Source organism: Nocardia spongicola, from assembly GCF_047200775.1.
Lineage (GTDB): Bacteria > Actinomycetota > Actinomycetes > Mycobacteriales > Mycobacteriaceae > Nocardia.
This window is the reverse complement of the sequence record NZ_JBJZOO010000004.1, coordinates 384,348-406,780: the sequence shown is the minus strand read 5'-3', so window position 1 is coordinate 406,780 and position 22,433 is coordinate 384,348. Positions and strand designations below refer to the sequence as shown.

The following is a 22,433-nucleotide window of genomic DNA, read 5'->3' as shown; positions in this document are numbered from 1 at the left end:
GCAGCCGGGCCGGGCTGTGATTGCCGCGATATCGAACGCATTGTGCGGCAGGGTATCTGTCGCGCATGATGTGGTCAGCCTGCCGCGATTCCGGTGATCAGGGTTCGGTCGGTACCGGTTCGGGTCGTGATGACCTGTGCGAAGACATTCGGCTCCACGCCGGGTAATTGCTGAGTCAGCCGGACTTTCCAGCGGGCTTGCCCATCGGGAGTATCCCCGGCCGGGGTGATCAGGACGCAGTATCTGGTGCCGATGGGGACTCGGTCGATGCCGCGCTGTATCTGATCGGCGGGCGGCACCGCCGCGTCCGGGGCAACCACAGTGCGGGCCCGATACCCGGAACGTTCGGCGTAATAGGCGTATTCGAAGGCGAGGATGGCCTCGGGACCGCTACCGGTACCGCCGGGGTCGGTGCCGGAAACGGCCTCGACGGTCTGTTGTTGCACACATCCCGGTGTCGCGATGGCCGCAGGGGCAGTGGCCACTGCGGGGGGAGTCGAGGTGATCGGCACGGTATCGGTGGCAGAGGGAGCGGCAGTAGTGCGTGTTCTCGTATCGGACCCGTAGATGATGGTCAGGACGATCGATCCGGTCACGACCACGATACCGAGCACGATCAGTACCGTCAGCACTCGTTTGCTGTTGGATTGCTGCGTGGGTCGCCTCGGTCTGCGCACCGGAGTGCCCTGGTGGGGGCCTGATCTGTTGACGATCATCGGCGCCTGAGCCCGGTGGGCAGTGATCGTGGGTGTGGTGGCAGGCTCCGGTTCGATAGGGATGCTCAGTTGCCGGTCGGCGGCCTGCTGTGCCGATTGTTCGTCCGAGGGGGTCGGTTCCAGCCAGTGTTGCCATTCCTCCAGCCCAGGCCGCAGTGATTGTTCCTCCGGTGTCCGGGCCTGCTGCGCGGCGCCGGATTCCGGACCGCGCCGCCACATCTGCTTGCGGCGCCGCCCTCGCGGCCGTCGCCGCCACGGGGGCGGCGTACCGGTAGGGGCGCGCAGCATCGGTAGACCTGTGTCGAACGGATTGTCGCGGGGGGTGCTTTGATCCGGTGGCTCTCGGTCAGGGGGCGTCATCGTCGAATGTGCCGAGTACAGGCGGCACCGCTGTCATTACGACGGGGATGGTTACGCCCAGCTGACCCTCGCGCGGCTTGTGCTGCTGGTCGTTGCCGCCAGGGGGTGGAGCGGGTGGCAGCACCATGCCACCGGTAGGGCCTTGTTTACCGGAGGGATCGGCCGGGGGTGCGGAGGGGGGCGGAGCGGAGCCGATAGTCGGGGGTGGGCCGATAGTCGGTGGTGGACTTGTGATCGGGGGTGGGCCGGTGGGTGTGGGTTTGCTCTCCGGTTTCGAGGCCTGTGCTGGATCACCGGGCGGAGGTGTCGCACCCGCGCTGGTCGACGGCGTGTGTTCCGGTGATCGGTCGCCGAAGTCGAACAGTGCGGTTGAGCTCTGCGCGTTATCGCCGTCCGGGCCGGAAGGAGGATGGGAACCCGGGTCGATCAGTTCCGGAATCACCTCGTCCGCCGAGGCCGCCACGGTGTCGATGGTGTGGATGGCGACCTCGGCGATCTTATCGATGAGATGGGTGCCGATGTCGACACCGGCGGTGATGGCCGCGGTACCCAGCTGAACTCCCGCGGCGATGAGTCGCTGCTGTAATTGCAGTTGTGCGGCCAGTGCGGGGTCCCACGACGGTGTGGGGGTGGAGATCGTGGTTTCGGGACCGAATTCTCCAGCGGTGCCTGGCCGGAATTCTCGGGTGGTGCCGGGCTGGGGGGCTCGGCCGTAGGCGCCGCCCTGTGGTGTGCTGACCAGCGGTGGTCCCAGCTCGTCGAGCTTTCTGATGTGGTCGTCCATCTCGGAGCGCGCGGTGGTCACCGCGGTGAGGGCGGCATGTAGTGCCTGGGTGGCGCGGGCGATGATCGCGTCGGTTTCCGGCGCTGTGGTCGCGGTGGCCAGGATCGCGCGCGCGTCCCGCCGGAACTCGGCGATGATCTCTTCGACGCGCCGGGCCGCGCGCCCGGATGTGCTGTGTGCGTCGGCGAGGATCGACAGATAGGCCGGGCCCCGATCGGAGATATCGCCGATCTGGCTCTGCGCTGTGCGCAACACGGGCACCGCGGCGTCGGCGGCGCGTGAGATCCAGGTCGATTCCAGCGCGTGCACACCTTCGCGATGTGGCCCCTCGGTATCGGCCGCCTGCGTGGTGGCCGCGGAAAAGGCATCGGTCGTTGTCGTATTCGGCAGGTAGGTACCGGAGCCGAGTGCGGAACGCAGCGACAACAGCGGATTTACCAGTACGGCGATGATCGGTGGGTCGGCGTCCGCTCCGGTATCGGGCGGTCCGGCGGTTTCCGCGGCAGGTGGGGCGGTCTGTGTCCGTTTTCGCGGTCCGAGCAGTGTTCTCATGGCCGTGTCTCGCCGGCCTGGTCGATCGCCGCTGCCGTGGCTGTGTCGACGTCGCCGGCCCGCTCCCGGTAATTGTCCATGACCTCGCCGTAGGCGCCGACAAGTTGTCCCGCGGTAGACAACGCCTGCGCGTATTCGGTAACGGCCGCTGTGAACCGTGCCGTGAATTCCGCGCCGACGAGCCCGAGATCGGTAGCCAGCTGGTCCGGACGCACCGCGCCGGAGACGATCGTTGCCGCTGCGGACAATTGTTCGGACACCGCGTTCGCGATTGCGGTGTAGGCGGCGGCCGCCGCCGGATCGAGTCTGAGCGTGTCCACTGTTCCCCTCCCGGATCCCAGTATGTCGCACCATGATTCATTGCCAAGGGTACTGCCCCGATGGGGGTTGTGCGCTCGAATCGGCTGGTGCCGTTCCCTGGAATCGCTGTGGCAGCGTGGGGTGGTGACCGCTCGCTGCCACGCCGGCGGCTGACGCCGCGCTCAGGGGGACGGTGGCTCGGCGTTCGCCGCGCTGAACGCCGACAGGTGCGCGGCGAGTAGCCGCACGCGCACTCGCTGTTCGGCCGTTGTCTCATCGGGGTGATGGATTTCGATGCTCAGCCGGTTGTCGAAGGTGCTGATGATTATGGTGCCGCTCGGTTGCTGTAGTCGATGCCCGGTTTTATCCGGCTTGCCGAGCATGATCGAACGGAAGTCGGTGATGTGCAGTTCGTCTGGCATCCTGGGCCGATGCACCCGGCCCCAATTGGTGGTGAGCACGATACCCGGTTCGCGTGGTGGGGGGCCCGCGGCGATCTCGGGGATGTGCAACGGAGTCTGCTGTACGAAACCATTGCCGAGTTCGTGCCGCAGGGTGCCGCTGATGCCTCGGGCCAGACCGGTCAGTGTCGCGCTGTCGCCGGTCGCCGGGACGAAGTTCGCGAAGCCGAGCACATTGGTGCCTTCGGTCAGACCGATCGGCGGCGTCACCCGGTTGCGCAGGTCGACCGAGTAGGTGTATCTCAGTTCGGTCAACGGCAGATCGCGTAGCTCGGCCTCGGTGAGCAGAATCGCGGCGGAGGCGAGTGCGTTGATCGTGGTGTTCTCCCGATGTCCCAGCTCGATCAGTGCCGCGGTCTGTGCCGTGGTCAGCCTGCAGCGGGCGGTCCGTGGGATGAGATAGTCGGGATCGCTTGGAGCGGAATCGATTCTGGCGATACCAGGGGAGCGCGGTGGCATCGCCGGGATATCGATCTTTTCGATGCCGCGCGCCGGCAGCAGGTCTTCCACCGAACTGGGGAATCCATGCGGCTCCAGTTCGGGTGCCCGGCCTTGGACGAGATCGGTATAGCAAGAACACAGTTCGGCGAGCAGCGCCAAGGAATGGGAGGCGTCCGCGATACTGTGGTGTGTCACCAGCGTGACGCCGGCAGTGTCGCCATCGCGCACCACGCACAGTGTGCCGAGTGCTCTGCGCTGGTCGAGCTGGGCGCCGGTGAGTAACAGCTCGGGATCACCTTCGGCGATCGAGATCTCCGGTGGTGCGCCAGGAGATTCGAGCAGCAGATGTCTACCGGGCCCATCCGGTTCCAGCCGGGCGCCGAGGATCGGGTGCGCGGCAACCACCGCCGTAAACGCCGCCGACAGTGCGGCGAGGTCGAGCCGACCGGCAACCCGAATCGAATAGCCAACGAGGACTTCGCTATTGGCGAAGATCGCTTCGCTCGGCGCCAGCGGACGGATGACGGTTGCTGCGGTCATGTCGCTTCCTTCACCTAGCCTGTCCCCGAGGCAGGCCCGATACCCGGACGCGCCAGGCTAGCGGCATCTTCGCCTCTATCCTGTATCGGAGAATGTGGAGATGCTGTTTCTGGTCGTTGCTCCAACGACACCGTGCCCGAGAGCAGTCGCTCGGTCGGAACTCCCTGAGTGTAGGTATGGTCTAGAGCGATAATCTAGAGCTCTCCTCTAATGGAGGTTGTCATGACCGAACTCGTCGCTTACCGGCTCGACAACGGCGTCGCCACGATCACGCTGGACGACGGTAAAGCGAATGTGATGTCCGAGAGCATGATCAGCGCTATCGCGGGCGCGCTCGACCGTGCGGAGGCCGATCGGGCTGTCGTCCTGCTCACCGGTCGCTCGCGGATGTTCTCCGCTGGTTATGATCTGGCGACCTTCTCCCGGTCCCCGGAGGATATTCGCCGGACTATGCGCGCGGGTGGGGACCTGATCCACCGGCTGCTCGAGTTTCCGTTCCCCGTGGTCGCCGCGTGTCCTGGCCATGCGATCGCGCAGGGTGCGTTCACCTTATTGGCCACGGATGTGCGTTTCGGGATCGCTGGGGATTTCAAACTAGGGCTCAATGAGGTCGCGATCGGATTGACCGTTCCGCACTACGGGGTCGAGGTGGCGCGGCATCGGCTCACCGCGCCGGGATTCGACCGGGCCATGAACACCGGAATCCTGGTCGATCCCGCGGAGGCGCGGGACATGGGCTTTCTCGATGTACTCGTCGCCGATGCGGACGAATTGCATGTTCGTGCGACAGCCGAAGCGCATCGTCTGACCGGAATCGATTTCGGGGCACATACTCAGACCAAGCTGCGGGTTCGTGCCCAGGTATGCGCGGCGGTACGGACCGGTATCGATTCCGAATTCGGGGCGTAGATGGCCGCGGATACCCGCGAGCGAATTCTGATCGAGGCAACGAAGCAACTTCTGGACAAAGGCTATCCGGCGTTCACTGTGGCAGGCGTGCGTGATCGGCTCGGCCTGTCCAGCGGCAGTATGTTCCATGCCTTCGGCTCCAAAGTCGAACTGGTGGCCGCGGTATACGTCTCCGGCATGCTCGACTATCAACGCACCGTGCTCGACCGTTTCACCGCGCCCGAGGTGAGCGCCGAGCAGGCGATTCGCACGATGCTCGATGCGCATCTCGGCTGGGTGGAAGATCATCCCGATCTCGCTCGTTTCTTGTTCGACGCGCTGCCGGACGAGGTCGCCTATGCCTCGGAAACCGAGCTGGCACAGCATAATCAAGTGTTCCATATCGCTTTGGAGCGTCGGTACCTCGAACTGGTAGGCGTCACGAACGCCGGTGAGCACGGTTATCCGGTGGCGTACGCGATCTGTGTCGGGCCAGCGCAAGAGTACTGCAGGCAGTGGGTGCGTGGGCGCACCTCGGTGCCGCCGCGGATGCTGGCGTCGACTTTGCAGGATGCGGCCGTCGCCGCTCTCGCTACACTCAAGCGTTAACCGCCGCTTCGCCCGCCGGTATCGACCCGGATGCGCTCGGGAGCAGGCTGGCGTTCCGCCACATAGCCCAGCCGATGGCCTGCCCTCCCCACCGGGGCAGGAGTCGCGATCCGCTGGGCTATGTGTGTGTTCCGCTCCGGTTCAGGCGACGACAGCCAGCCGGGCCGCGTTGGCGGATGCGTCGTCGGCTGCCTGGTTGGCAGCCAGTTCGGCGTGTACCCGATCGCGGTACCGGGTGACCTCGCCTTCGATACTCATGGCGTCCCAGCCGAGGTGACCGCTGATCAACCAGGCGATCTCAGGGGCGGCGGCAAGCCCGCGGTCGGCGGTTTCGATGGAGATCCTGGTGCGGCGGGTGAGCACATCGTCCAAATGCAGGGCGCCCTCATGGGTCACCGCGTACACCACCTCCGCGCCGAGATACTCCGGTGCGCCGGTCAGCGGTGTGCCCAGTTCGGGTTCGCGGGTGATCAGGTCGAACACATCGGTGATCGCGGAACCGTAGCGGCTGAGCAAGCGTTCGACTGTCGTCCTCGGCAGTCCGGCACGTTGCGCGAGGCTGTCGAGATCGGCGGCGAGTTCGTGGTAGCCCACCGCACCGAGGATCGGCAGATGCTCGGTGACCGACGGGGCGACCGCGCGGCCGAGCCCGGCCACCGCCGCGTCTACGACGTCGGCGGCCATCACCCGGTAGGTGGTGTATTTGCCGCCCGCGATCACGAACAGGCCGGGGGCTGGTTCGGCAACCGCGTGTTCCCGCGAGAGGGTCGCGGTATCCGCCGACGCACCTGACAGCAGCGGGCGCAGCCCCGCATAGGTGCCGACGATATCGTCCCGGGTGAGCGGCTCGCGCAGCACTCCGTTGACGTGATCGAGCAGGTATTGCACGTCGGCATTGCTGGCGGCCGGATGGTCCTTGTCCAATGACCAATCCGTGTCGGTGGTACCGATGATCCAGTGCTGGTGCCACGGAATGACGAACAGAACGCTTTTCTCGGTACGCATGATCAGCCCGGTGTCCAGGTTCAGCCGATGGCGCGGCACCAGAATGTGCACACCCTTGGACATGCGGACATGGAACGGGAATTCGACGCCGGTCAGCTGGTTCATTTCGTCGGTCCATACACCGGTCGCGCTGATCACCCGGCGCGCGCGGATGGTATGCACCCGGCCGGTTTCCCGGTCGGTGACTTCCGCCCCGACGACCCGCTCCCCATCACGGAGCAGTCCGGTCACCTTGGTCCTGGTGAGCACGGTGGCGCCGTGCTGGGCCGCGGTGCGGGCGATCATCATGGTGTGACGGGCATCGTCGACCTGAGCGTCGAAATACCGGATCGCCCCGGTCAATGCGTCCGGGCGCAGTGCGGGTGCCAGGTCGAGCGCACGGGTGCGGGACAGGTGCCGGTGCATGGGCAGCGCCCTGGCACCGCCGATGGTGTCGTAGAGCGCCACGCCTGCGCCGATATAGGCCCGCTCCCATACCCGATGCTGCAGGGGGAGCAGGAACGACACCGGGCGAACCAGGTGCGGTGCCAGCCGGTTCAGCAGCAGCCCACGTTCCTTCAATGCCTCCCGCACCAGCCAGAAGTCCAGCTGTTCCAGATAGCGCAATCCGCCGTGGATGAGTTTGCTGGAACGGCTGGAGGTGCCCGCGGCGAAATCCCTGGCCTCGACCAGGGTCACGGTGAGGCCGCGCGAGGCGGCGTCGAGCGCCGCGCCTGCGCCGACTACGCCGCCACCGATGACGAGCACATCGATCTCGGTGTCGGCGAGTGAGTTCACCGCGTTGGCGCGGTACTGGGGATCCAATCGTGCGGACACGGTGGTATGTCTCCTTGTTTCAGGGATAGGGGTCTGCGGTAGCCGGGAACAACAGTGCTCGCGGTTTTCGGAACGGCGCGGTTCGGTCGGCTCAGTCGTCGACGTCCACCCAGTCGAGGGTGCGCGCGACTGCCTTCTGCCAGCGTGCGTAGCCGTGTTCGCGTTGCTCTGTTGTCCAGGTGGGATGCCAGCGCTTGGCCTCGTGCCAATTGCGCTCTAGTTCGGCGGTATCGCGCCAGAAGCCGACGGCAAGACCTGCCGCGTAGGCGGCGCCGAGTGCGGTGGTCTCGGCGACCTCGGGCCGGGATACCGGTACGCCGAGGAAATCGGCCTGGATCTGCATGCACAGCTCGTTCGCGGTGACGCCACCGTCCACGCGCAGCACATCCAGCTCTATCCCCGAGTCGGCTTGCATGGCTTCGACCACATCACGGGTCTGATAGCAGATTGCTTCCAGTGTTGCTCTGGCGAGGTGGGCGTTGGTGCTGTAGCGGGACAAGCCGACGATGGCACCGCGCGCGTCCGAGCGCCAGTACGGCGCGAACAGCCCCGAGAACGCGGGCACGAAGTACACCCCGCCGTTGTCCTCCGCTTGCCGGGCCAGCGCTTCGCTCTGTGCGGCACCGGAGATGATGCCGAGCTGATCGCGCAGCCACTGCACGGCCGAGCCGGTGACCGCGATCGAACCCTCCAGTGCGTACACCGGCTTCGCCGAGCCGAACTGATAGGCGACCGTGGTGAGCAGACCATGCTGCGAGCGCACGATCTCCGTCCCGGTATTGAGCAGCAGGAAGTTTCCGGTGCCGTAGGTGTTCTTGGCCGTACCGGGCTGGAAGCAGACCTGCCCGACGGTGGCTGCCTGCTGATCGCCGAGCACACCCGCCAGCGCGACCGCGCCACCGAACGGGCCGTCCGCGCGGGTGGTGCCGAACAGATCGGGGTTGGCCGAAGGAGCGATCTCGGGCAGCATCGCGCGCGGAATTCCGAACAGGGTCAGCAGCTCGTCGTCCCAGTCCAAGGTTTCCAGGTTCATCAGCATGGTGCGGCTGGCATTGGTCGGATCGGTGACATGCGCACCACCGTCGACACCGCCGGTGAGGTGCCACAGCAGCCAGGTATCGGTGGTGCCGAAGAGCGCGTCGCCGCGTTCGGCGTCCGCGGCCACACCAGGGATATTGTCCAGGATCCAGCGCAGTTTGCCGCCGGAGAAGTACGTGGCGGGCGGCAGGCCGGTTTTGTGACGGATGGTTTCGCCGTGTCCGGCCCGCTCCAGCTCGGCGACGATCCGATCGGTGCGGGTGTCCTGCCAGACGATGGCATTGCAGTACGGTCTGCCGGTCTTGCGGTTCCATACCACGGTGGTTTCGCGCTGGTTGGTGACGCCGACCGCGGCCAGATCGCTCGCGCTGAGATCGGCCTTGGTCAGTGCGCTTTGGATCACCACGCGGGCGCGTTCCCAGATCTCGGTCGGGTTGTGTTCCACCCATCCCGGCTGCGGCAGGATCTGTTCGTGTTCGAGCTGATGGCGGGCGACTTCGGTGCCGTTGTGGTCGAACACCATGAAGCGGGTGCTCGTGGTGCCCTGGTCGATGGCGCCGACGAACTGGCTCATCGTGCTCCTTTCGTTGCGGTGCCTGCCGCGTTGATGCGGAGAAACGAGTCTCCGTTCGTCTCGCTGGATGCGGACGAGACTGTGCTGATACGGAAACTACGACGGGAATCCGGCGGGGGGTATAGCTTGCGTTCGACAATGTCGAATAGGCGGGATAGGTTTTCCGGTATGCCGGGGCCGATCCAATCAATCGAACGGGCCGCTGCCGTATTGCGGCTGCTGGCCCGTGGCTCCGGCCGTCTCGGTATCGGCGATATCGCTGGTGCGCTCGGTCTGGCCAAGCCGACTGCGCACGGCATTGTGCGTACCTTGCAGGGGGTCGGTTTCGTTGTGCAGGACCCGGCGAGCGGCAAGTACCAGCTCGGCCCGGCGCTGCTCCAGCTCGACCGCAGCTACCTCGATACCAATGAGCTGCGCTCCATGGCGATCAACTGGGCCGATGCGCTGGCGGCGCGTACCGGCGAGTCGGTACGGATCGGTGCGCCGGTAGACGGCGAGGTGGTGGTGGTCCATCACGTATTCCGGCCGGACAACAGCGAGCAGGCGCTCGAACTCGGCGAGCTGCTGCCGCCGCACGCCACCGCACTGGGGAAAATCCTGCTCGCCTTCGATACCGATGTGGCCGCCACGGTGCGTGCGGGCGAGCCTGCCCCGCTCACCTACCGCACCCTGGTGGACCGGGTCGCGCTCGGCCGGGCGCTGGCTGAGGTGCGGCACGCCGGATGGGCCTGCGATATCGAGGAATTCCGGCTCGGTGAGGCAGGCATCGCGGCGCCGATCCGAGCACACGGGGGGCTCGCGGTCGGGGCCATCGGTATCACCGGTGCAGTAGACCGGCTCTGTGACGCGCAGTCGCGGCCGCGGCGGACACTGATCGGCCAGGTGCTCGATGCGGCGCGGGCGATATCGAGGGATCTGGGTGCGGGACACTGAGCTCCGTCGGGCCTTCGTGCGGCGGACTACCACAGAGAGCGGCCGAGGATGACGCAACGGTATGTACTGGCCATCGACCAGGGCACCACCTCGACGCGCTGCATCCTGTTCGATCAGCGTGCCCGGCTGGCCGGCGTCGCGCAGCGGCCGCATCAGCAGCATTACCCGCGGCCGGGGTGGGCCGAGCAGGACGCGCTGGAGATCTGGCGCAATGTCGAGCGGATCGTGCCGCGCGTGCTGCGGGACTCCGGTATCGCCGCCGAGCAGATCGCCGCTATCGGCATTGCCAACCAGCGCGAGACCACCGTGGTGTGGGATCGCCGTACCGGGATGCCGATCGGGCGGGCCATCGTCTGGCAGGACGTGCGGACCGAAGAATTGGTCGGCACGTTGCAGGAGCGCCCTGAGGCAGACCGGATCCGCGCGCGGTGCGGTCTGCCACTGGCCACCTATTTCGCGGCACCACGCCTGCGCTGGATGCTGGACGCCGTCGCGGGCCTGCGCGAACGCGCCGAGCGCGGTGAGGTGCTTTTCGGCACTATGGAGACCTGGCTGATCTGGAATCTCACCGGCGGGGCCGAGGGTGGTCTGCACCTGACCGATGTCACGAATGCCGGTCGGACCATGCTGATGAACCTCCGTACGCTCGACTGGGACGACGAACTCCTGGAGTTCTTCGGTATTCCCGCCGCGATGTTGCCGCGGATCCAGCCCTCTACCGCGTCGTACGGCGTCACTCGCCGTATCGTGCCAGGTATTCGGATCGCCGCGGCGCTCGGCGATCAGCATGCCGCGCTGTTCGGCCAAACCTGTTTCGCGCGGGGTGAGCTCAAATGCACCTATGGCACCGGTGGATTCCTGATGATGAATACCGGCAGCGAATTGGTGCGCTCCGAGCACGGTCTGCTCACCACAATCGGCTACCAGATCGGCGAGGAGCCGGTGTATGCCCTGGAAGGACCGATCGCGGTCACCGGCTCGCTCGTGCAATGGGTCAGGGACAATATCGGATTGGTCACCAGCGCGCCGGAGATCGAAACGCTCGCGCGCACCGTTACCGACAACGGCGGCTGTTATATCGTGCCCGCCTTCTCCGGGCTGTACGCACCGCATTGGCGTGGTGACGCCCGTGGCCTCATCGTCGGACTGACCTCCTACATTACCAAGGGACATCTCGCGCGGGCCGTGCTGGAAGCCACCGCGTGGCAGACCCGCGATGTGGTCGAGGCGATGAACGCCGACTCCGGTCTGCGGGCCGATGCGTTGCGCGTAGACGGTGGTATGACATCGAACAACCTGCTCATGCAGATTGTCGCCGATGTCATCGATGTCCCGGTGCTGCGCCCGTTCGTCGCCGAGACCGTCTCGCTCGGTGCGGCATACGCCGCGGGCCTCGCCGTCGGATATTGGCCGGATCCGGAGGGTTTGCGCACGCATTGGCGCCTTGCCGCGCAATGGATGCCGCGAATGGACCCGGTACACCGTGCCGACGAGTACGGCAATTGGCAGCGCGCGGTCGAACTGGCTTCCGGCTGGGTGCGCGCTAAGCCGAAAGCGGACCGGTGAGTCGCGGTATGGCTGTCGTGCGCACGGGCGAGTCGCGATAGCGGGGCGGACGAAAGGAGCGCACCCTTTCGTCCGCCCCGGTGGTTCAGGACTGCAAACCGACCTCGACCTCGATGGTGAGTGTGATCTTGTCGCCGATTACCGCGCCACCGTCGGCCAGCGGCATGTCGATGGTGATACCGAAGTCGCGGCGGTTGAGCACGGTCTTGGCCGCGAAGCCGGCGACCGGACCCTGCCCCATACCGGGGTTCGTGCCGAGGAATTCGACTTCCAGCGTGACCGGTGCGGTGACGCCGCGGAGGGTGAATTCGCCGTCTACCAGGAATTCGTCGCCGTCGACGCGGAACCCGGTCGATGTGAAGGTGGCTACCGGGAATTCCTCGACCTGGAAGAAGTCCGCGGTGCGCAGGTGCGCATCACGCTGAGCATTGTCGGTGGTGACCGAGTCGACTCGGATCTGTGCTTCGGCCGAGGCGCTGCCGTCTTCGGCGATGACCAGGGCGCCAGCGAAGTCGGTGAAGCGGCCGCGCACTTTACTGACCATCAGATGGCGGACCGAGAAGCCGAGAGTGGAGTGGGCTGGGTCGATAGCCCAGGTGCCAGTGGCCAAGGTGGGGGTGATGCCGGTCGTCATGACGTTCTCCTCATTTGGTTTAAATTTAAACTACTTGGCTGGTCGAGCGCGCCGTCGGCATTGGCTGTCCGCCTCGATGCGGCCGCAGTTTGGTGGATGTGGCAACTACTCTAACGGTGAGCTGTGTCCTGTTATTCCGCGCGGCGGGTTTCGGTTTTCAGTCGGCGATAAGGAGCGCGGTATTCAGTGCGATTCCGGCAGTCTGGAGCTGTGATTCGGGTTCAACGCGCGTGCGCACGGGGAACGCGCCGGGGGATCGTCTGACTGGTGCTGCGCCTGCATCGTGATCCGTTTTCTCCCTTTCGCCCCACTGTAGGAGGACTCCGGCCTATGCTCGGTGCGATGCCGCTCGGTATTCGGGTGGTGTGGTCGAATTCCGGCTTGCCTATCGCGTACGGAGTCCGTTGGCAGCTCGGCAGGTCGTCACAAGGGGGAGGAATCCGGATGACTGCATATCGTGATTGGTTGGTGCCAGCGCCGAATCCGGAGCCGCCGTTGGACAGCAGGCGTCGGGCCGGGGCGGGTGGGATGACCCGAGATCCGGCAGTGGCTCTGGTGTCACCGTATTGCTCACGTCCAGGGGTTTTGTCCGCGCTGCCGGGCGCGGGCGCGCGCGGCGCCCGGCATCGTGGTCATCCGTCCGAAGCGCGAGCCAGGGGTGCGGCGCGGGGTGCTGGTGTGACGGGGGCCGATGAGGCGGCTTTGTCGGCAGCTCGTCGTTTCGCCGAGTCCACGGTGCGGATCGTGTTGGAGGTGTTGGATCGCAGGAGGCCGGTGGCGCAACTGGTTGTCCTCGCCGAGGGCACTGTGATCGCCGCGGTGCGTACGCTGATCGACGCCGATCTGGTGCCGGGGCGCGATCTGGGGACCGCGGTGCCGATCCGGGTGAGTGTCGTGCTGGTGAATGGTAAGACTGCCGAGGTGTACGCCAGGTACGGCCGTGGCGGTCGCTGTTTCGCGCTGGCGGCGCGGATCGCTCGTACTCGTGCGGCGGGCTGGCGGTTGACGGCCTTGCGCATTCGTTGAGGTGGTCCGCGGCGGGGTCGCGCGGTTATCGGTCGGGGGCGAGCAGTATCGCAATGGCCTGTGCCCACCGGTCGATAGTGGTCGCGGCCGCGCGTTCGGTGGTGCGCAGTGATCGTGACAGCGCGGTGCCGCGCAATATCGCGACAGTGAGATCGCGGACGGCGGGATAGCGCGGATGAGCGACGAGGGCGGGACCGAACAGGGTGTCGGCTACGCGATGGAGATCGCGCCCGGCCTGCCGTTCTGCCGTGCGTAATGTCTCGGCGAGCGCCGGGTCGGTGCGCGCGGCCGCCCACAATTCGAATTCGGCCTGCGCCGCGGGCCGGGTCATGGATTCGTACAACGCGCTCAGGGCGCGCACGATCGGGTCGGAACTGTCACCGAGCCGAGCCGCCGCCTCGTCGACGGCCGCTTCGTTGCGTGCGACCAGGTGGGCGACCAGCTCGGATACCAACGTGTCGAAGGTCGGGAAGTGGTGCAGTAGCGCGCCGCGGCTGAGTCCAGCGGCGCGCTGCACCGACAGTGTGGACAGCGCGCAGTAGCCTCGCTCGGCCAGCAGTTCCACCGCGGCGTCGAGGATGCGGACCCGGGTTGCCTGTTTCTGTTTTTCGCGTAGCCCGGCCATCCGGCTCCCTTCGTCGCTGGCGGCATTATCTCAGTCAGTATTTTCACAGTCAGTATTGACTGTCAAATGGTGAGTAGGTCAGACTGCGAATGTCCGGGGTTCCGGCAAGTGGAAGGGAAAACGATGACTGACGGTGCGATCCAGGCCGATGTCGGTGCGGCCACGTGGTACCACAACTGGACCGAGCGGCCGGACTCGCCGTGGGAGGGCCGGCCGGAGCCGGACAGCGCGCGGGGGTATCGGACCTTGACCTATGAGCGAGACGGCCGGATCGCCAGGATCACCTTCAATCGGCCGGAGCAGGGTAATGCGATCACCCCGGACACCCCACACGATTTGGCGCATGCGGTCGAACGCGCCGATCTGGATCCGCGAGTGCACGTGATTCTGCTGTCCGGGCGCGGCAAGGGGTTCTGCGGCGGATATGACCTGAGCATGTTCGCCGAGCGGGGTTTCGCGGCAGCCGACGGTCCAGACGAGGCGGTGGGCACGGTCGTGGATCCGGTAGTGCAGGGCCGCAACCACGATCGGCGCCGGGACTGGGATCCGATGATCGACTACGCGATGATGAGCCGATTCAATCGCGGTTTCGCCAGCCTGATGCAGGCGAATAAGCCGACCGTGGCCAAGCTGCACGGTTTCGCCGTTGCGGGTGGCAGCGATATCGCTTTGTTCGCCGACCAGATCATCTGCGCCGACGACACCAAGATCGGCTATCCGCCCACTCGGGTCTGGGGCATCCCCGCGGCGGGGATGTGGGCGCATCGGCTCGGCGATCAGCGTGCCAAGCGTTTGCTGTTCACCGGTGATTGCCTGACCGGCGCCCAGGCTGTGGAATGGGGACTGGCGGTCGAGTCCTGGCCCGCCGACGAACTGGACGCGCGCACCGAGGAATTCGTCGAGCGGATCGCGCGTATGCCGATCAATCAGCTCATGATGGCCAAGCTGGCGCTCAACTCGGCGCTGTACGCGCAGGGCGTCACCACCTCCGGCATGGTCAGCACGGTTTTCGACGGTATATCCCGGCATACAAGGGAGGGGTACGACTTCCAGGAGCGGGCCGCCACGGTAGGTTTCCGCGAGACCGTCCGGGAGCGCGACGAACCGTTCGGCGATCATAAGCACGGCAGGCGCGAACGCTGATCCGCTCGAATCCGGCTACCCGGCCGAGCCCGGCCCAGTGTTGAACGGCGGCGCTCGGCCGGGGTGATGATCAGGGCGGATGCGCAGTTCGCCGGTGTTTCCTGTCCATTTCGCGGACATGAATCACCGCGATATGAAATGTTGTTACTGCGCAACAGCGTTGAGAAGGACCCACGGTAGCCGAAGAGGTGCCGGTGAAGGGGGTGCGACGAGATCATGTCGTCGAACACGTCCGAGCCAGGTGGCTCGCGAGACCGCTCCGGCTCGGCCGATACCGGCCGTATGCCACTGTGGCCCGGGATGATCGCGCCGCAGCCACCGCCACCGCCGCGTGGTGCTCGCCACCGACATCGGCACCAGCCGTCGCGCGCACGACGCCGTGCGCGGCAGCGTGTCCGTCGCGCCTGGCTGGTCAGCGGAGTAAGTGTGCTGGCCTCGTTCGCTTCTGCCGGGCTGGTGCTGGCGTATACGGATGTGATGCCTGCGCCGAGGCAAGCGGCGAGCATCGCCGATCCGGTGCTCGGTGGGGGGCCAGGCTGTGCGCCGAGCCGCAGTGGTCACTTGGTTCGCGGCAACGGTACGGGTTCGCTGAATTCTGGTCCGGATGTGATCCTGGCCTTTCAGCATGCCTACTATGTGGCTCGTTCCGGGACACTCGCCCGCGGGCTGACCACACCGGACGCCGCGGTACCTGCTGTGGCCGATATCGATGCGAGCATCGCTTCCGTCCCCGCGGGGACACGGCACTGTGTACTGGTCATCCCGCTGCCGGACGGCCAGTACGACGTAGTTGTCACCGAAATGCGGCCCGACGCAACGTATCGCACCCACCGGCAATTCGTCACCGTGGTCACCCGCGGCGGTGAATCCATCATCAGTACCATCACCCCACCGAACTGATCCGCGTCGATCGCCCGGCGCGTCGCGTGTTACCCCTGATGTTTGCTATGAATTCGCTACGATGCCACTGCCGAAGTGGTCGATCGGTGGATGCGAGACATGGCGGATCGATTTCAGGGGAGGTCGTCGGTGGGATTCGCACGGTACGGCAGTATCGCGGCAGCGGTGGTTTCGGTGCTGTTCGCTATCTCGGGTGTGCCGTCATCGGCGACACCGGAGACCGTGGTGGCGGCCGAGCCGGTACGGCCGGAACAGGACGCGTTCTATCGTCCACCCGCCGACCTGGTGGCATCACGGCAGCCGGGCGAAATCCTCGCCGAACGGCCGATCGAGATCGCCAACCGGCTCGGCACATTGCCTGCCGCCGCGGCATGGCAGCTGTCCTACCGCTCGAACGATAGCGCCGACCGGCCGATAGCCGCGGTCGCGACGGTATTGGCGCCGCGTACCGGAACCGGGAAGCTGGTGTCCTTACATCCCGCGGAGGACTCGACGGGGCAGTACTGCGCACCATCGTATATGGTGCGCCGGCCACCGCAGGCGGGTTTGCTGGACGGTCAGCTCGATCCTTTGCTCGGTGCGCAAGCGCTGCTGGCACAAGGCTGGACTGTGGTGGTGCCGGACCATCAGGGCCCGGATTCGGCATTCGCGCACGGTCCGCTGGCCGCCCGCATCGCCTTGGACGGTATCCGCGCCGCGGAGAATTTCGCCCCGCTCGGCCTGCCAGGTGCCGCCACCGAGGTGGCGATGTGGGGATATTCCGGCGGTTCGATTCCCACGGTGCACGGTGCGGAGCTGCGCGCAGAGTACGCACCGGAAGTGAACCTCGTCGGTGTGGTCTCCGGTGGCACCGATGTAGATCTAGAGGTGCTGGCGCGCGAGGCCAACCGAGGGCCGGGCGCAGGCCTGGTCGCCGCCATCATCATCGGGCTCGCGCGGGAGGAACCGGCGCTGGAGACATTCCTGCGGGAAAATGCCACACCGCGCGGGCAGCGGTTACTTGCGGCGAAGGATCGGATCTGTGCGCTGAAACACGCCGCGATAGAGCCATTCCTCGATATCGACAGCTTGGTGCGAGGTGGCCTGCTGCAGGCCCCGGTGCTCCGTGAAGTATTCGAGCGCACCAGGATGGGGAAGTCGGTTCCCGATGCTCCGGTTCTCTTCTACCACGCGGCCGCGGACTGGCTCGTCCCGATCGGCCCGGCCGACGCACTCGTCGCCGCTTACTGTCAGGACCCCGCCGCGCGGATCACCTACCTCCGCGATCACGCGAGTGAGCATCTCACGCTGAACACCCTCGCCCAGCATCAGGTGGTTGCCTGGTTGCGCGACCGATTCGCTGGGATACCCGTGGAGAACGGTTGTACGACAAGGAATATCGGCTCGATCGCGCTCATGCGCTGAGATCGGCAGGCAGGAACCGTTCCGGCGCAAGGACATCCGAATCCGCAGCGGCCGAGTGAGTAGATGAATACCGAACCTTGTGCACGATCCGGACCGCGTCCCGCCCGCTCAGCCCGCAGCCCATCCCAGCGCTTCCGCTTGTCGCACGCCGGTATAGTCGCCGGGGACGGTAGAGCGGTGTAACAGAATGTGGGGGTGGGGCCCGCGGCCGACCGTAGGCGCGGTCCGCACGGCGGGTTTTCTGCTGGCAGTGGCACCGTGTTCCGGCTCGGTGACGTGCTGGCGTTGAATCAGCAGCGACACGTCAAGATTTCGCTCACGCGCCTAGATTGCTTGATAGGCGGAGCGTCTACTGTGCAGGCCGCAGCCCCGTGGGCGGCGTATCCACCACTCACGGGGCTGTCGAAAACTACTCTGTGCCTATCTCTTCGGCTACGGCGGTGAAACCGGTCTCGCCGATGACTACGGCGCAGGGTCCGCTGATTTTGCCCATCTCGTACAGTGACTCATACAGATGGGTTGACATCAGCATCATCCACAAATCCCAATCCGAACTTCTTTCGGGGTAAGTTTTTCTGGCAATTCTGCGGTAGTACTCGGTCAGTGATTCGTCGGTGAACCGTATCGCTACCGGCGGGCTGACCGGTGAACCGCTACGGCTTGTGATCCACAGGCCGCCCTGCTCGTCGAGGGCGATATCGAGGTTTAAGCCTCGCCCGGCGGTGACAACTGAGTTCACCAGTTCGGTCACTGATGGAAGGTCAGGCACATTTTCCTCCCGAAAACGCTGTAACGATTCGTCCCGATCCGACGATTATGCTCGGATAGATGGTCTTGACAATTGCGCCGGTGGCGAAATTAACCAGGTAGATCTGAGCTGAGTAGCAGACCGCCCCCCTGTCCTGCTGCACTATGACCTCCGGGTTATCCAAGGCTTTCGCAATAGCCATGTCGACGATGTCACGCCAGTTTCGGTTCTCGATAGCAGCTAGTTGCTGCCATTCAACCATGTGACGATCCTTGATGTGCCGGTACCCCGACTCGCGATCTCCGCAGTCCAGGATCGCCTTGCTGTAGGTGGCGACAACTTTGTTCTCGGGTGATCTAATCCCGCAGGCGGCCCACACCTGCGGAGCAGCCTCGGCGGTGGGTACACCCACGCCCACGGGTACCGCTGCGGCGATCGTGGCGCACACGGACAGGACCAGCTTACGTATGTTCATCGAACACTCCCGGTTATCGGTCTTGGCCGCTATATCGGTGCGGCCACTGGCCGGGGCGAACATCCAATGTCGACGATGCGACACCGCTTTTACCCCTCACTGCAAATTGGACGCAGGATGGTTGCGATCGGTTCCACTGAATCGGAACTGGTTCACGCGCCTGTTGGCTGCCCTGCCTTCCGCCTTCGTGTGAACTTGTGACGCACAGTGATTCAGTCGGCGAGCCTGGCTGCCGACCTGGTTGGTCAGCTCGTGGCCCGGGCCCCTGATACCGGCCAGACGCCGCAACACAGGCGCCCAGATCATGCGGCCACCGAATTCCTGATCTGGTTCAGCGAGTCCGACCTTTTGCTGCACCGCTGCACCGCTGCGACCAAGCCGCTTTCGACCACTGGCACTTGCGAGCTGGGAACACCCCAATCGTGGTGGTACTCGTGGAGAGTTTGCAGACGACCTTGACACTCCGGATGTCCTGTACCACAACTGATCGGGCATCAGCATGAGCGAGCACTGCCGCCAGCTATACGACGTTCTGCCCGTCGATCTTCCGATGCCCTTACACCGACCGGTGTCGGCCTGAAACCGAAGCCGGTCCCTTACTCGTGACGGTTCGTAAGCATTCTGATTATTTCGGCCCGTCGGTGGGCAGCACGATGGTGTGGGCTTCGTAGTAGCCGAGGTCGATCAGCCGGACGAGGAGCCTCTCGGCCGCCGCGGTTACTGCACGCGACCAAGAACGCAGCATTTCGATCGCCTTTTCAGCGACGTACTGACGGGACCACGCTTTCTCAGGATGGTCGAGTAGTGCGAGGAAAATGGTGCAACTGTCGTCAGTTGCAGGGATGCGAGCGACCCTGTCCGCGACTGATATCTGATATGCGATTCGTTTCTGTGTGACCTCCAAGGTGGCTGCAGTCATCTGCAGCCATCGGTCATCAGCGATGCTCTTCACATACGCCCACCGCCCAACTCCAGCCAGTGCCACAGCCGTATCGGTGACTACATTGGAGCTGATGAGGTCTTCCCACGCCTGGATGGCGCGTGCCAGTTCGGGAGAGTCCGGGTCGGCACCTTGTACGAAATAGGCAATGCTCTCGACTACCTCGGCCAAAACCACCGGCTTCGTAGCAAGGCGGTCGAGGATGCCCTCGATGTCGTAGCCTGGTTCGGCGTACAGCAAGCCTATCGCGACGATCTTGGCAGCATTGTTCACATTGCGTACCGCCGCATCGAACAGATCGTCGCGACAATTGGCAAGAAACCATGAGGTGGGGTGACTCCGCTCCACTGTGAGGTCGAAAGTCTGTCGACCGAAGGGGCCCTCCCTGAACATCGATGACAGGCGGCTCTCGAGCCACTCCTCGACGAGTGACTCGAGGATCGGGCGTTGTGCCGCCAGTATGGCGCGCAGTTCGAGCCCGGAGGCGGTGGATAGGCCGATCAGAGTGTCAAGCTCGTCTGTAAATTCTTCACGAGTACCACCACGATTGCGGTGTTCCCAGCGCGCAAGTGCCAGCAGGGTGAGCAGGCTGTTGCCCCACGGGGCGTTGATTGCGTGTTCAGGCGGCGACGAGCTGACTGTGCCGGTTGTGGGTGCGCCGGCGATCAAACGCACACAGGCATCCCATAATGAGTCCAACTGTGCCGCAATATCGCCATCGTGGTTTGCCAGCGCTCGAACCAGTTCGAGTAGCACTTGCTGGAGCTCGCTGAGGTCAGCCTCTAATTCGATCGGTGGTGTCAGGCATGATGGGTCGATCGTCTTCAGGAGCTGAGGGACGGCGGCGTCAATAATGTCGCACGCATAGGGAACGACGTCCTGGATGCTGTCTATTAGCCCACGTATATAGGCCTCGACAAACTCGTCCGATTGCAGGCTGCCGAAGACGTCACAGGCAGAAGCGCCCCATGCGACTGGATCGGCCTTGACTGCCTTCTCCACCGCGCGTGCGACCTCGTAGGACCTACGCGATGTGATGTCGGTGGGGGCATGGGATTCGGGCGAGGCGAGAATCGCAAGGACTTCCGAGGGGGATCGCGTCGACAGATCGAATGGGGAGTCGTCAGCCTTGAATACGATCTGCGGCCTCTGCTCTACGGTGAGCAGAGCAGCGGAAGGTCGACCGCGGTCTTTCGACAGGTGGTCGATTGGCTCCGCCCACGTGAGCAGAACGCTTTCGGGCAGAATCCCAGCCCATTGCCAGATCCGGCGCCAATCTGCGGGCACAGAATGTTCATCGATGGGCGTGGGCGAAGGCGTCCCGCATGCGCTGACCCATGCTCGTAGGTCACCCTCGGCGGGTTCGTGCTTCATTATGCTGTTGACGAGAAGCACGTCCTCAGCTGTTGGGAGCGAGCGCGCGATCCGGGCTGCCACGTGAGCGATCGCATCCGTGAGGTGGTGATCTGTTGCGACTGAGAGGACCAAAGCGCGCAGCCGCTCGCCGATCTCCCCGTCCATCTTCTTCACCCATGTCCACAATTCGTCGAATGAGACGTTGTATTGCGTTGCAGCAGAGATCAACCGAGAAAGATGGTGCGCAAACAGCGGCAGCGTCTGTGGATCATCTGCCATATCCAGGCTGAGAGCTTCGGGACCGAGCCAGCGTGACGCTGCTTTCTCCTCGTCCTTCTTGGTCAGTCGTCTGGTCTTGCCCGCCAGGATCTGTCCACGAGCAACAAAGTTCGCTGCGGTCAGTCCATCAATCAGATGGGACAGGATCTTGACAGTTTCGTAGTGGGCTCGGTACGGGAACGGGCTGCAGTAGTTCAGCACCGCGTCCGCAATTTCCTCAACGAACGGATCATCGGGCTCGGTGCCGAGTGCTGCGTGAACGGCAAGAGATTGAACTCCCCCATCGTTTCCGTGCTCGCGGGTGACGTCGGCCACCACGGATCGGCCCTCCGAACCCAGATGCACTGCAACTCGCAGTACTTCGAATCGCAGGGGCAACCACTGCTCTTTGGGCAAGGGCGCGATGTCGCGCAGTACTAGTTGGAGTAGCTCGACGACCCGCGCGGGAGCAGTGCGGCCGAGGCTGACGGTCAAGGCGGCGGCTGGCCAACCCGCGTCCCGTGGAGGTACTCCAACAATGCCCGCCGAGTACAGCGCAGGCAGCCATGCCGGGTCTTGTACCGCACTGAAGAAGAGCCGCAGGTGGTGACTGTTCGCCGCGATGCGCGCTAACTCTCGGGTCTGTGCATCCGAACTCCATCGCTGAGCTGCCAGATCCAGGATCCGATCGGCAACTTCGTCCGGCGGGGCGAAGACTCGGCCAAACCAGTCGAGAATCCGCTCGAACAGTTGTTCTGCCTCTCGGTCTGACAAGTCCCCGTGCAGGCCCTTGTTTGCATCATCGAGCAGGTCCTGGAACTCTCGAACAGGGTCCGCGAGACCATCCAGAGGTTCGATACCGGTACGTTGCCGCAGATGGGCGATCAGCTTGCGCGCATAGCTGGTAGCACGGGATTTTCCTGAAGCCACGGTCCGCATTACAGAATCGAACGTCTCCCGCGCTGCCCTGTGGTCCGAGTCCGGCACCGCGACCTGCGCTTCGTAAGTCGCCCAGGCGGTCAGTACAAGTGGTAGCCCACCATCGGCCGGATCATGGCTCTCGACAATACGATTCAGCGCTTCTCGTAGATTGTAGGCGGCGCTGGCTGCAAACCGGAGCCCGTGCGAGTCGGCTTCCAGTCGCCCGAGAAAGGTCTGGGCAGTCCGTAGGCAACGGATCACTTCATCGGCGTTTTCAGCGCCGATTTCCGTACGCAACCGATGTTGCACAGTTGGTGTCAAATCGAGAACCAGCGCGTCATCGGCATAGGCGACGCCCGCCTCGGAGTGTTCGTACACATGAGCAGATTAGGTCCCAACCTCAACGGGGGGCGAGTGACT

19 protein-coding genes are annotated in these 22,433 nt (G+C 64.7%); 8 read left to right on the top strand and 11 right to left on the bottom strand.

What is annotated here, in order from left to right:
* Positions 1 to 74: 74 nt before the first annotated feature.
* The 4 genes from ACL02S_RS11925 to ACL02S_RS11910 all read right to left on the bottom strand — a co-directional run bounded on the left by ACL02S_RS11925 (position 75) and on the right by ACL02S_RS11910 (position 4,154).
* Positions 75 to 1,004 carry a DUF8176 domain-containing protein gene (locus tag ACL02S_RS11925; protein ID WP_412802425.1) on the bottom strand — a complete coding sequence of 310 codons (930 nt, stop codon included), beginning with the start codon at positions 1,002 to 1,004 and terminating at the stop codon, positions 75 to 77.
* Positions 1,005 to 1,062: 58 nt separating this feature from the next.
* Positions 1,063 to 2,412 carry a hypothetical protein gene (locus ACL02S_RS11920; protein ID WP_412802424.1) on the bottom strand — a complete coding sequence of 450 codons (1,350 nt, stop codon included), beginning with the start codon at positions 2,410 to 2,412 and terminating at the stop codon, positions 1,063 to 1,065.
* Positions 2,409 to 2,732 carry a hypothetical protein gene (locus ACL02S_RS11915; protein WP_412802423.1) on the bottom strand — a complete coding sequence of 108 codons (324 nt, stop codon included), beginning with the start codon at positions 2,730 to 2,732 and terminating at the stop codon, positions 2,409 to 2,411. The genes ACL02S_RS11920 and ACL02S_RS11915 overlap by 4 nt, the downstream gene beginning before the upstream one ends.
* 162 nt (positions 2,733 to 2,894) lie before the next feature.
* Positions 2,895 to 4,154 carry a phthiocerol/phthiodiolone dimycocerosyl transferase family protein gene (locus ACL02S_RS11910; protein WP_412802422.1) on the bottom strand — a complete coding sequence of 420 codons (1,260 nt, stop codon included), beginning with the start codon at positions 4,152 to 4,154 and terminating at the stop codon, positions 2,895 to 2,897.
* Positions 4,155 to 4,376: 222 nt separating this feature from the next.
* Between ACL02S_RS11910 and ACL02S_RS11905 the strand changes: the two genes are divergently transcribed.
* Together ACL02S_RS11905 and ACL02S_RS11900 are read left to right on the top strand one after the other, a co-directional pair.
* Complete coding sequence (locus ACL02S_RS11905; protein ID WP_412802421.1) at positions 4,377 to 5,063, top strand: crotonase/enoyl-CoA hydratase family protein; 687 nt, start codon at positions 4,377 to 4,379, stop codon at positions 5,061 to 5,063.
* Positions 5,064 to 5,651, top strand: coding sequence for a TetR/AcrR family transcriptional regulator (locus tag ACL02S_RS11900; protein ID WP_412802420.1), 588 nt, complete (start codon positions 5,064 to 5,066; stop codon positions 5,649 to 5,651). It begins immediately after the preceding gene.
* 141 nt (positions 5,652 to 5,792) lie between these two features.
* Here the strand turns inward: ACL02S_RS11900 and glpD are convergent, their stop codons facing one another.
* Positions 5,793 to 7,472, bottom strand: a complete 1,680-nt coding sequence (gene glpD, locus ACL02S_RS11895; RefSeq protein WP_412802419.1) for a glycerol-3-phosphate dehydrogenase — start codon at positions 7,470 to 7,472, stop codon at positions 5,793 to 5,795.
* 91 nt (positions 7,473 to 7,563) lie between these two features.
* The gene (gene glpK, locus ACL02S_RS11890) at positions 7,564 to 9,084 is read right to left on the bottom strand and encodes a glycerol kinase GlpK (RefSeq protein WP_412802418.1); all 1,521 of its coding nucleotides are present in this window, start codon (positions 9,082 to 9,084) and stop codon (positions 7,564 to 7,566) included.
* Between the two features lie 168 nt (positions 9,085 to 9,252).
* Here glpK (ACL02S_RS11890) and ACL02S_RS11885 point away from each other — a divergent pair, with 168 nt between their 5' ends.
* Together ACL02S_RS11885 and glpK (ACL02S_RS11880) are read left to right on the top strand one after the other, a co-directional pair.
* Positions 9,253 to 10,017, top strand: a complete 765-nt coding sequence (locus ACL02S_RS11885) for an IclR family transcriptional regulator (RefSeq protein WP_412802417.1) — start codon at positions 9,253 to 9,255, stop codon at positions 10,015 to 10,017.
* A gap of 48 nt (positions 10,018 to 10,065) precedes the next feature.
* Positions 10,066 to 11,583 carry a glycerol kinase GlpK gene (glpK, locus tag ACL02S_RS11880; protein WP_412802416.1) on the top strand — a complete coding sequence of 506 codons (1,518 nt, stop codon included), beginning with the start codon at positions 10,066 to 10,068 and terminating at the stop codon, positions 11,581 to 11,583.
* Positions 11,584 to 11,668: 85 nt separating this feature from the next.
* On the opposite strand, the gene ACL02S_RS11875 is transcribed toward glpK (ACL02S_RS11880), so the two are convergent.
* On the bottom strand, positions 11,669 to 12,217 hold the full coding sequence (locus ACL02S_RS11875) for a YceI family protein (RefSeq protein ID WP_412802415.1): 549 nt from the start codon (positions 12,215 to 12,217) through the stop codon (positions 11,669 to 11,671).
* Between the two features lie 444 nt (positions 12,218 to 12,661).
* On the opposite strand from ACL02S_RS11875, the gene ACL02S_RS11870 reads away from it, so the two are divergent.
* Positions 12,662 to 13,243: an Rv3235 family protein gene (locus ACL02S_RS11870; protein WP_412802414.1), complete on the top strand. Its 582-nt coding sequence runs from the start codon at positions 12,662 to 12,664 to the stop codon at positions 13,241 to 13,243.
* 25 nt (positions 13,244 to 13,268) lie between these two features.
* On the opposite strand, the gene ACL02S_RS11865 is transcribed toward ACL02S_RS11870, so the two are convergent.
* Entirely contained in the window at positions 13,269 to 13,868 is a 600-nt protein-coding gene (locus ACL02S_RS11865; protein ID WP_412802413.1) for a TetR/AcrR family transcriptional regulator, read from the bottom strand.
* A 123-nt stretch (positions 13,869 to 13,991) separates the two neighbouring features.
* On the opposite strand from ACL02S_RS11865, the gene ACL02S_RS11860 reads away from it, so the two are divergent.
* The 3 genes from ACL02S_RS11860 (at position 13,992) to ACL02S_RS11850 (ending at position 17,315) form a co-directional block, all read left to right on the top strand.
* Positions 13,992 to 15,011 carry a crotonase/enoyl-CoA hydratase family protein gene (locus ACL02S_RS11860; RefSeq protein ID WP_412802412.1) on the top strand — a complete coding sequence of 340 codons (1,020 nt, stop codon included), beginning with the start codon at positions 13,992 to 13,994 and terminating at the stop codon, positions 15,009 to 15,011.
* A gap of 426 nt (positions 15,012 to 15,437) precedes the next feature.
* Positions 15,438 to 15,911 carry a DUF8176 domain-containing protein gene (locus ACL02S_RS11855; protein ID WP_412802411.1) on the top strand — a complete coding sequence of 158 codons (474 nt, stop codon included), beginning with the start codon at positions 15,438 to 15,440 and terminating at the stop codon, positions 15,909 to 15,911.
* A 129-nt stretch (positions 15,912 to 16,040) separates the two neighbouring features.
* A complete protein-coding gene (locus tag ACL02S_RS11850) occupies positions 16,041 to 17,315 on the top strand; it encodes a lipase family protein (protein ID WP_412802410.1) in 1,275 nt (424 codons plus the stop codon).
* Positions 17,316 to 17,724: 409 nt separating this feature from the next.
* On the opposite strand, the gene ACL02S_RS11845 is transcribed toward ACL02S_RS11850, so the two are convergent.
* The 3 genes from ACL02S_RS11845 to ACL02S_RS11835 all read right to left on the bottom strand — a co-directional run bounded on the left by ACL02S_RS11845 (position 17,725) and on the right by ACL02S_RS11835 (position 22,391).
* A complete protein-coding gene (locus tag ACL02S_RS11845) occupies positions 17,725 to 18,066 on the bottom strand; it encodes a hypothetical protein (RefSeq protein ID WP_412802409.1) in 342 nt (113 codons plus the stop codon).
* Between the two features lie 10 nt (positions 18,067 to 18,076).
* Positions 18,077 to 18,538, bottom strand: a complete 462-nt coding sequence (locus ACL02S_RS11840; protein WP_412802408.1) for a hypothetical protein — start codon at positions 18,536 to 18,538, stop codon at positions 18,077 to 18,079.
* Between the two features lie 625 nt (positions 18,539 to 19,163).
* Positions 19,164 to 22,391 carry a hypothetical protein gene (locus ACL02S_RS11835; RefSeq protein ID WP_412802407.1) on the bottom strand — a complete coding sequence of 1,076 codons (3,228 nt, stop codon included), beginning with the start codon at positions 22,389 to 22,391 and terminating at the stop codon, positions 19,164 to 19,166.
* Positions 22,392 to 22,433: the final 42 nt, after the last annotated feature.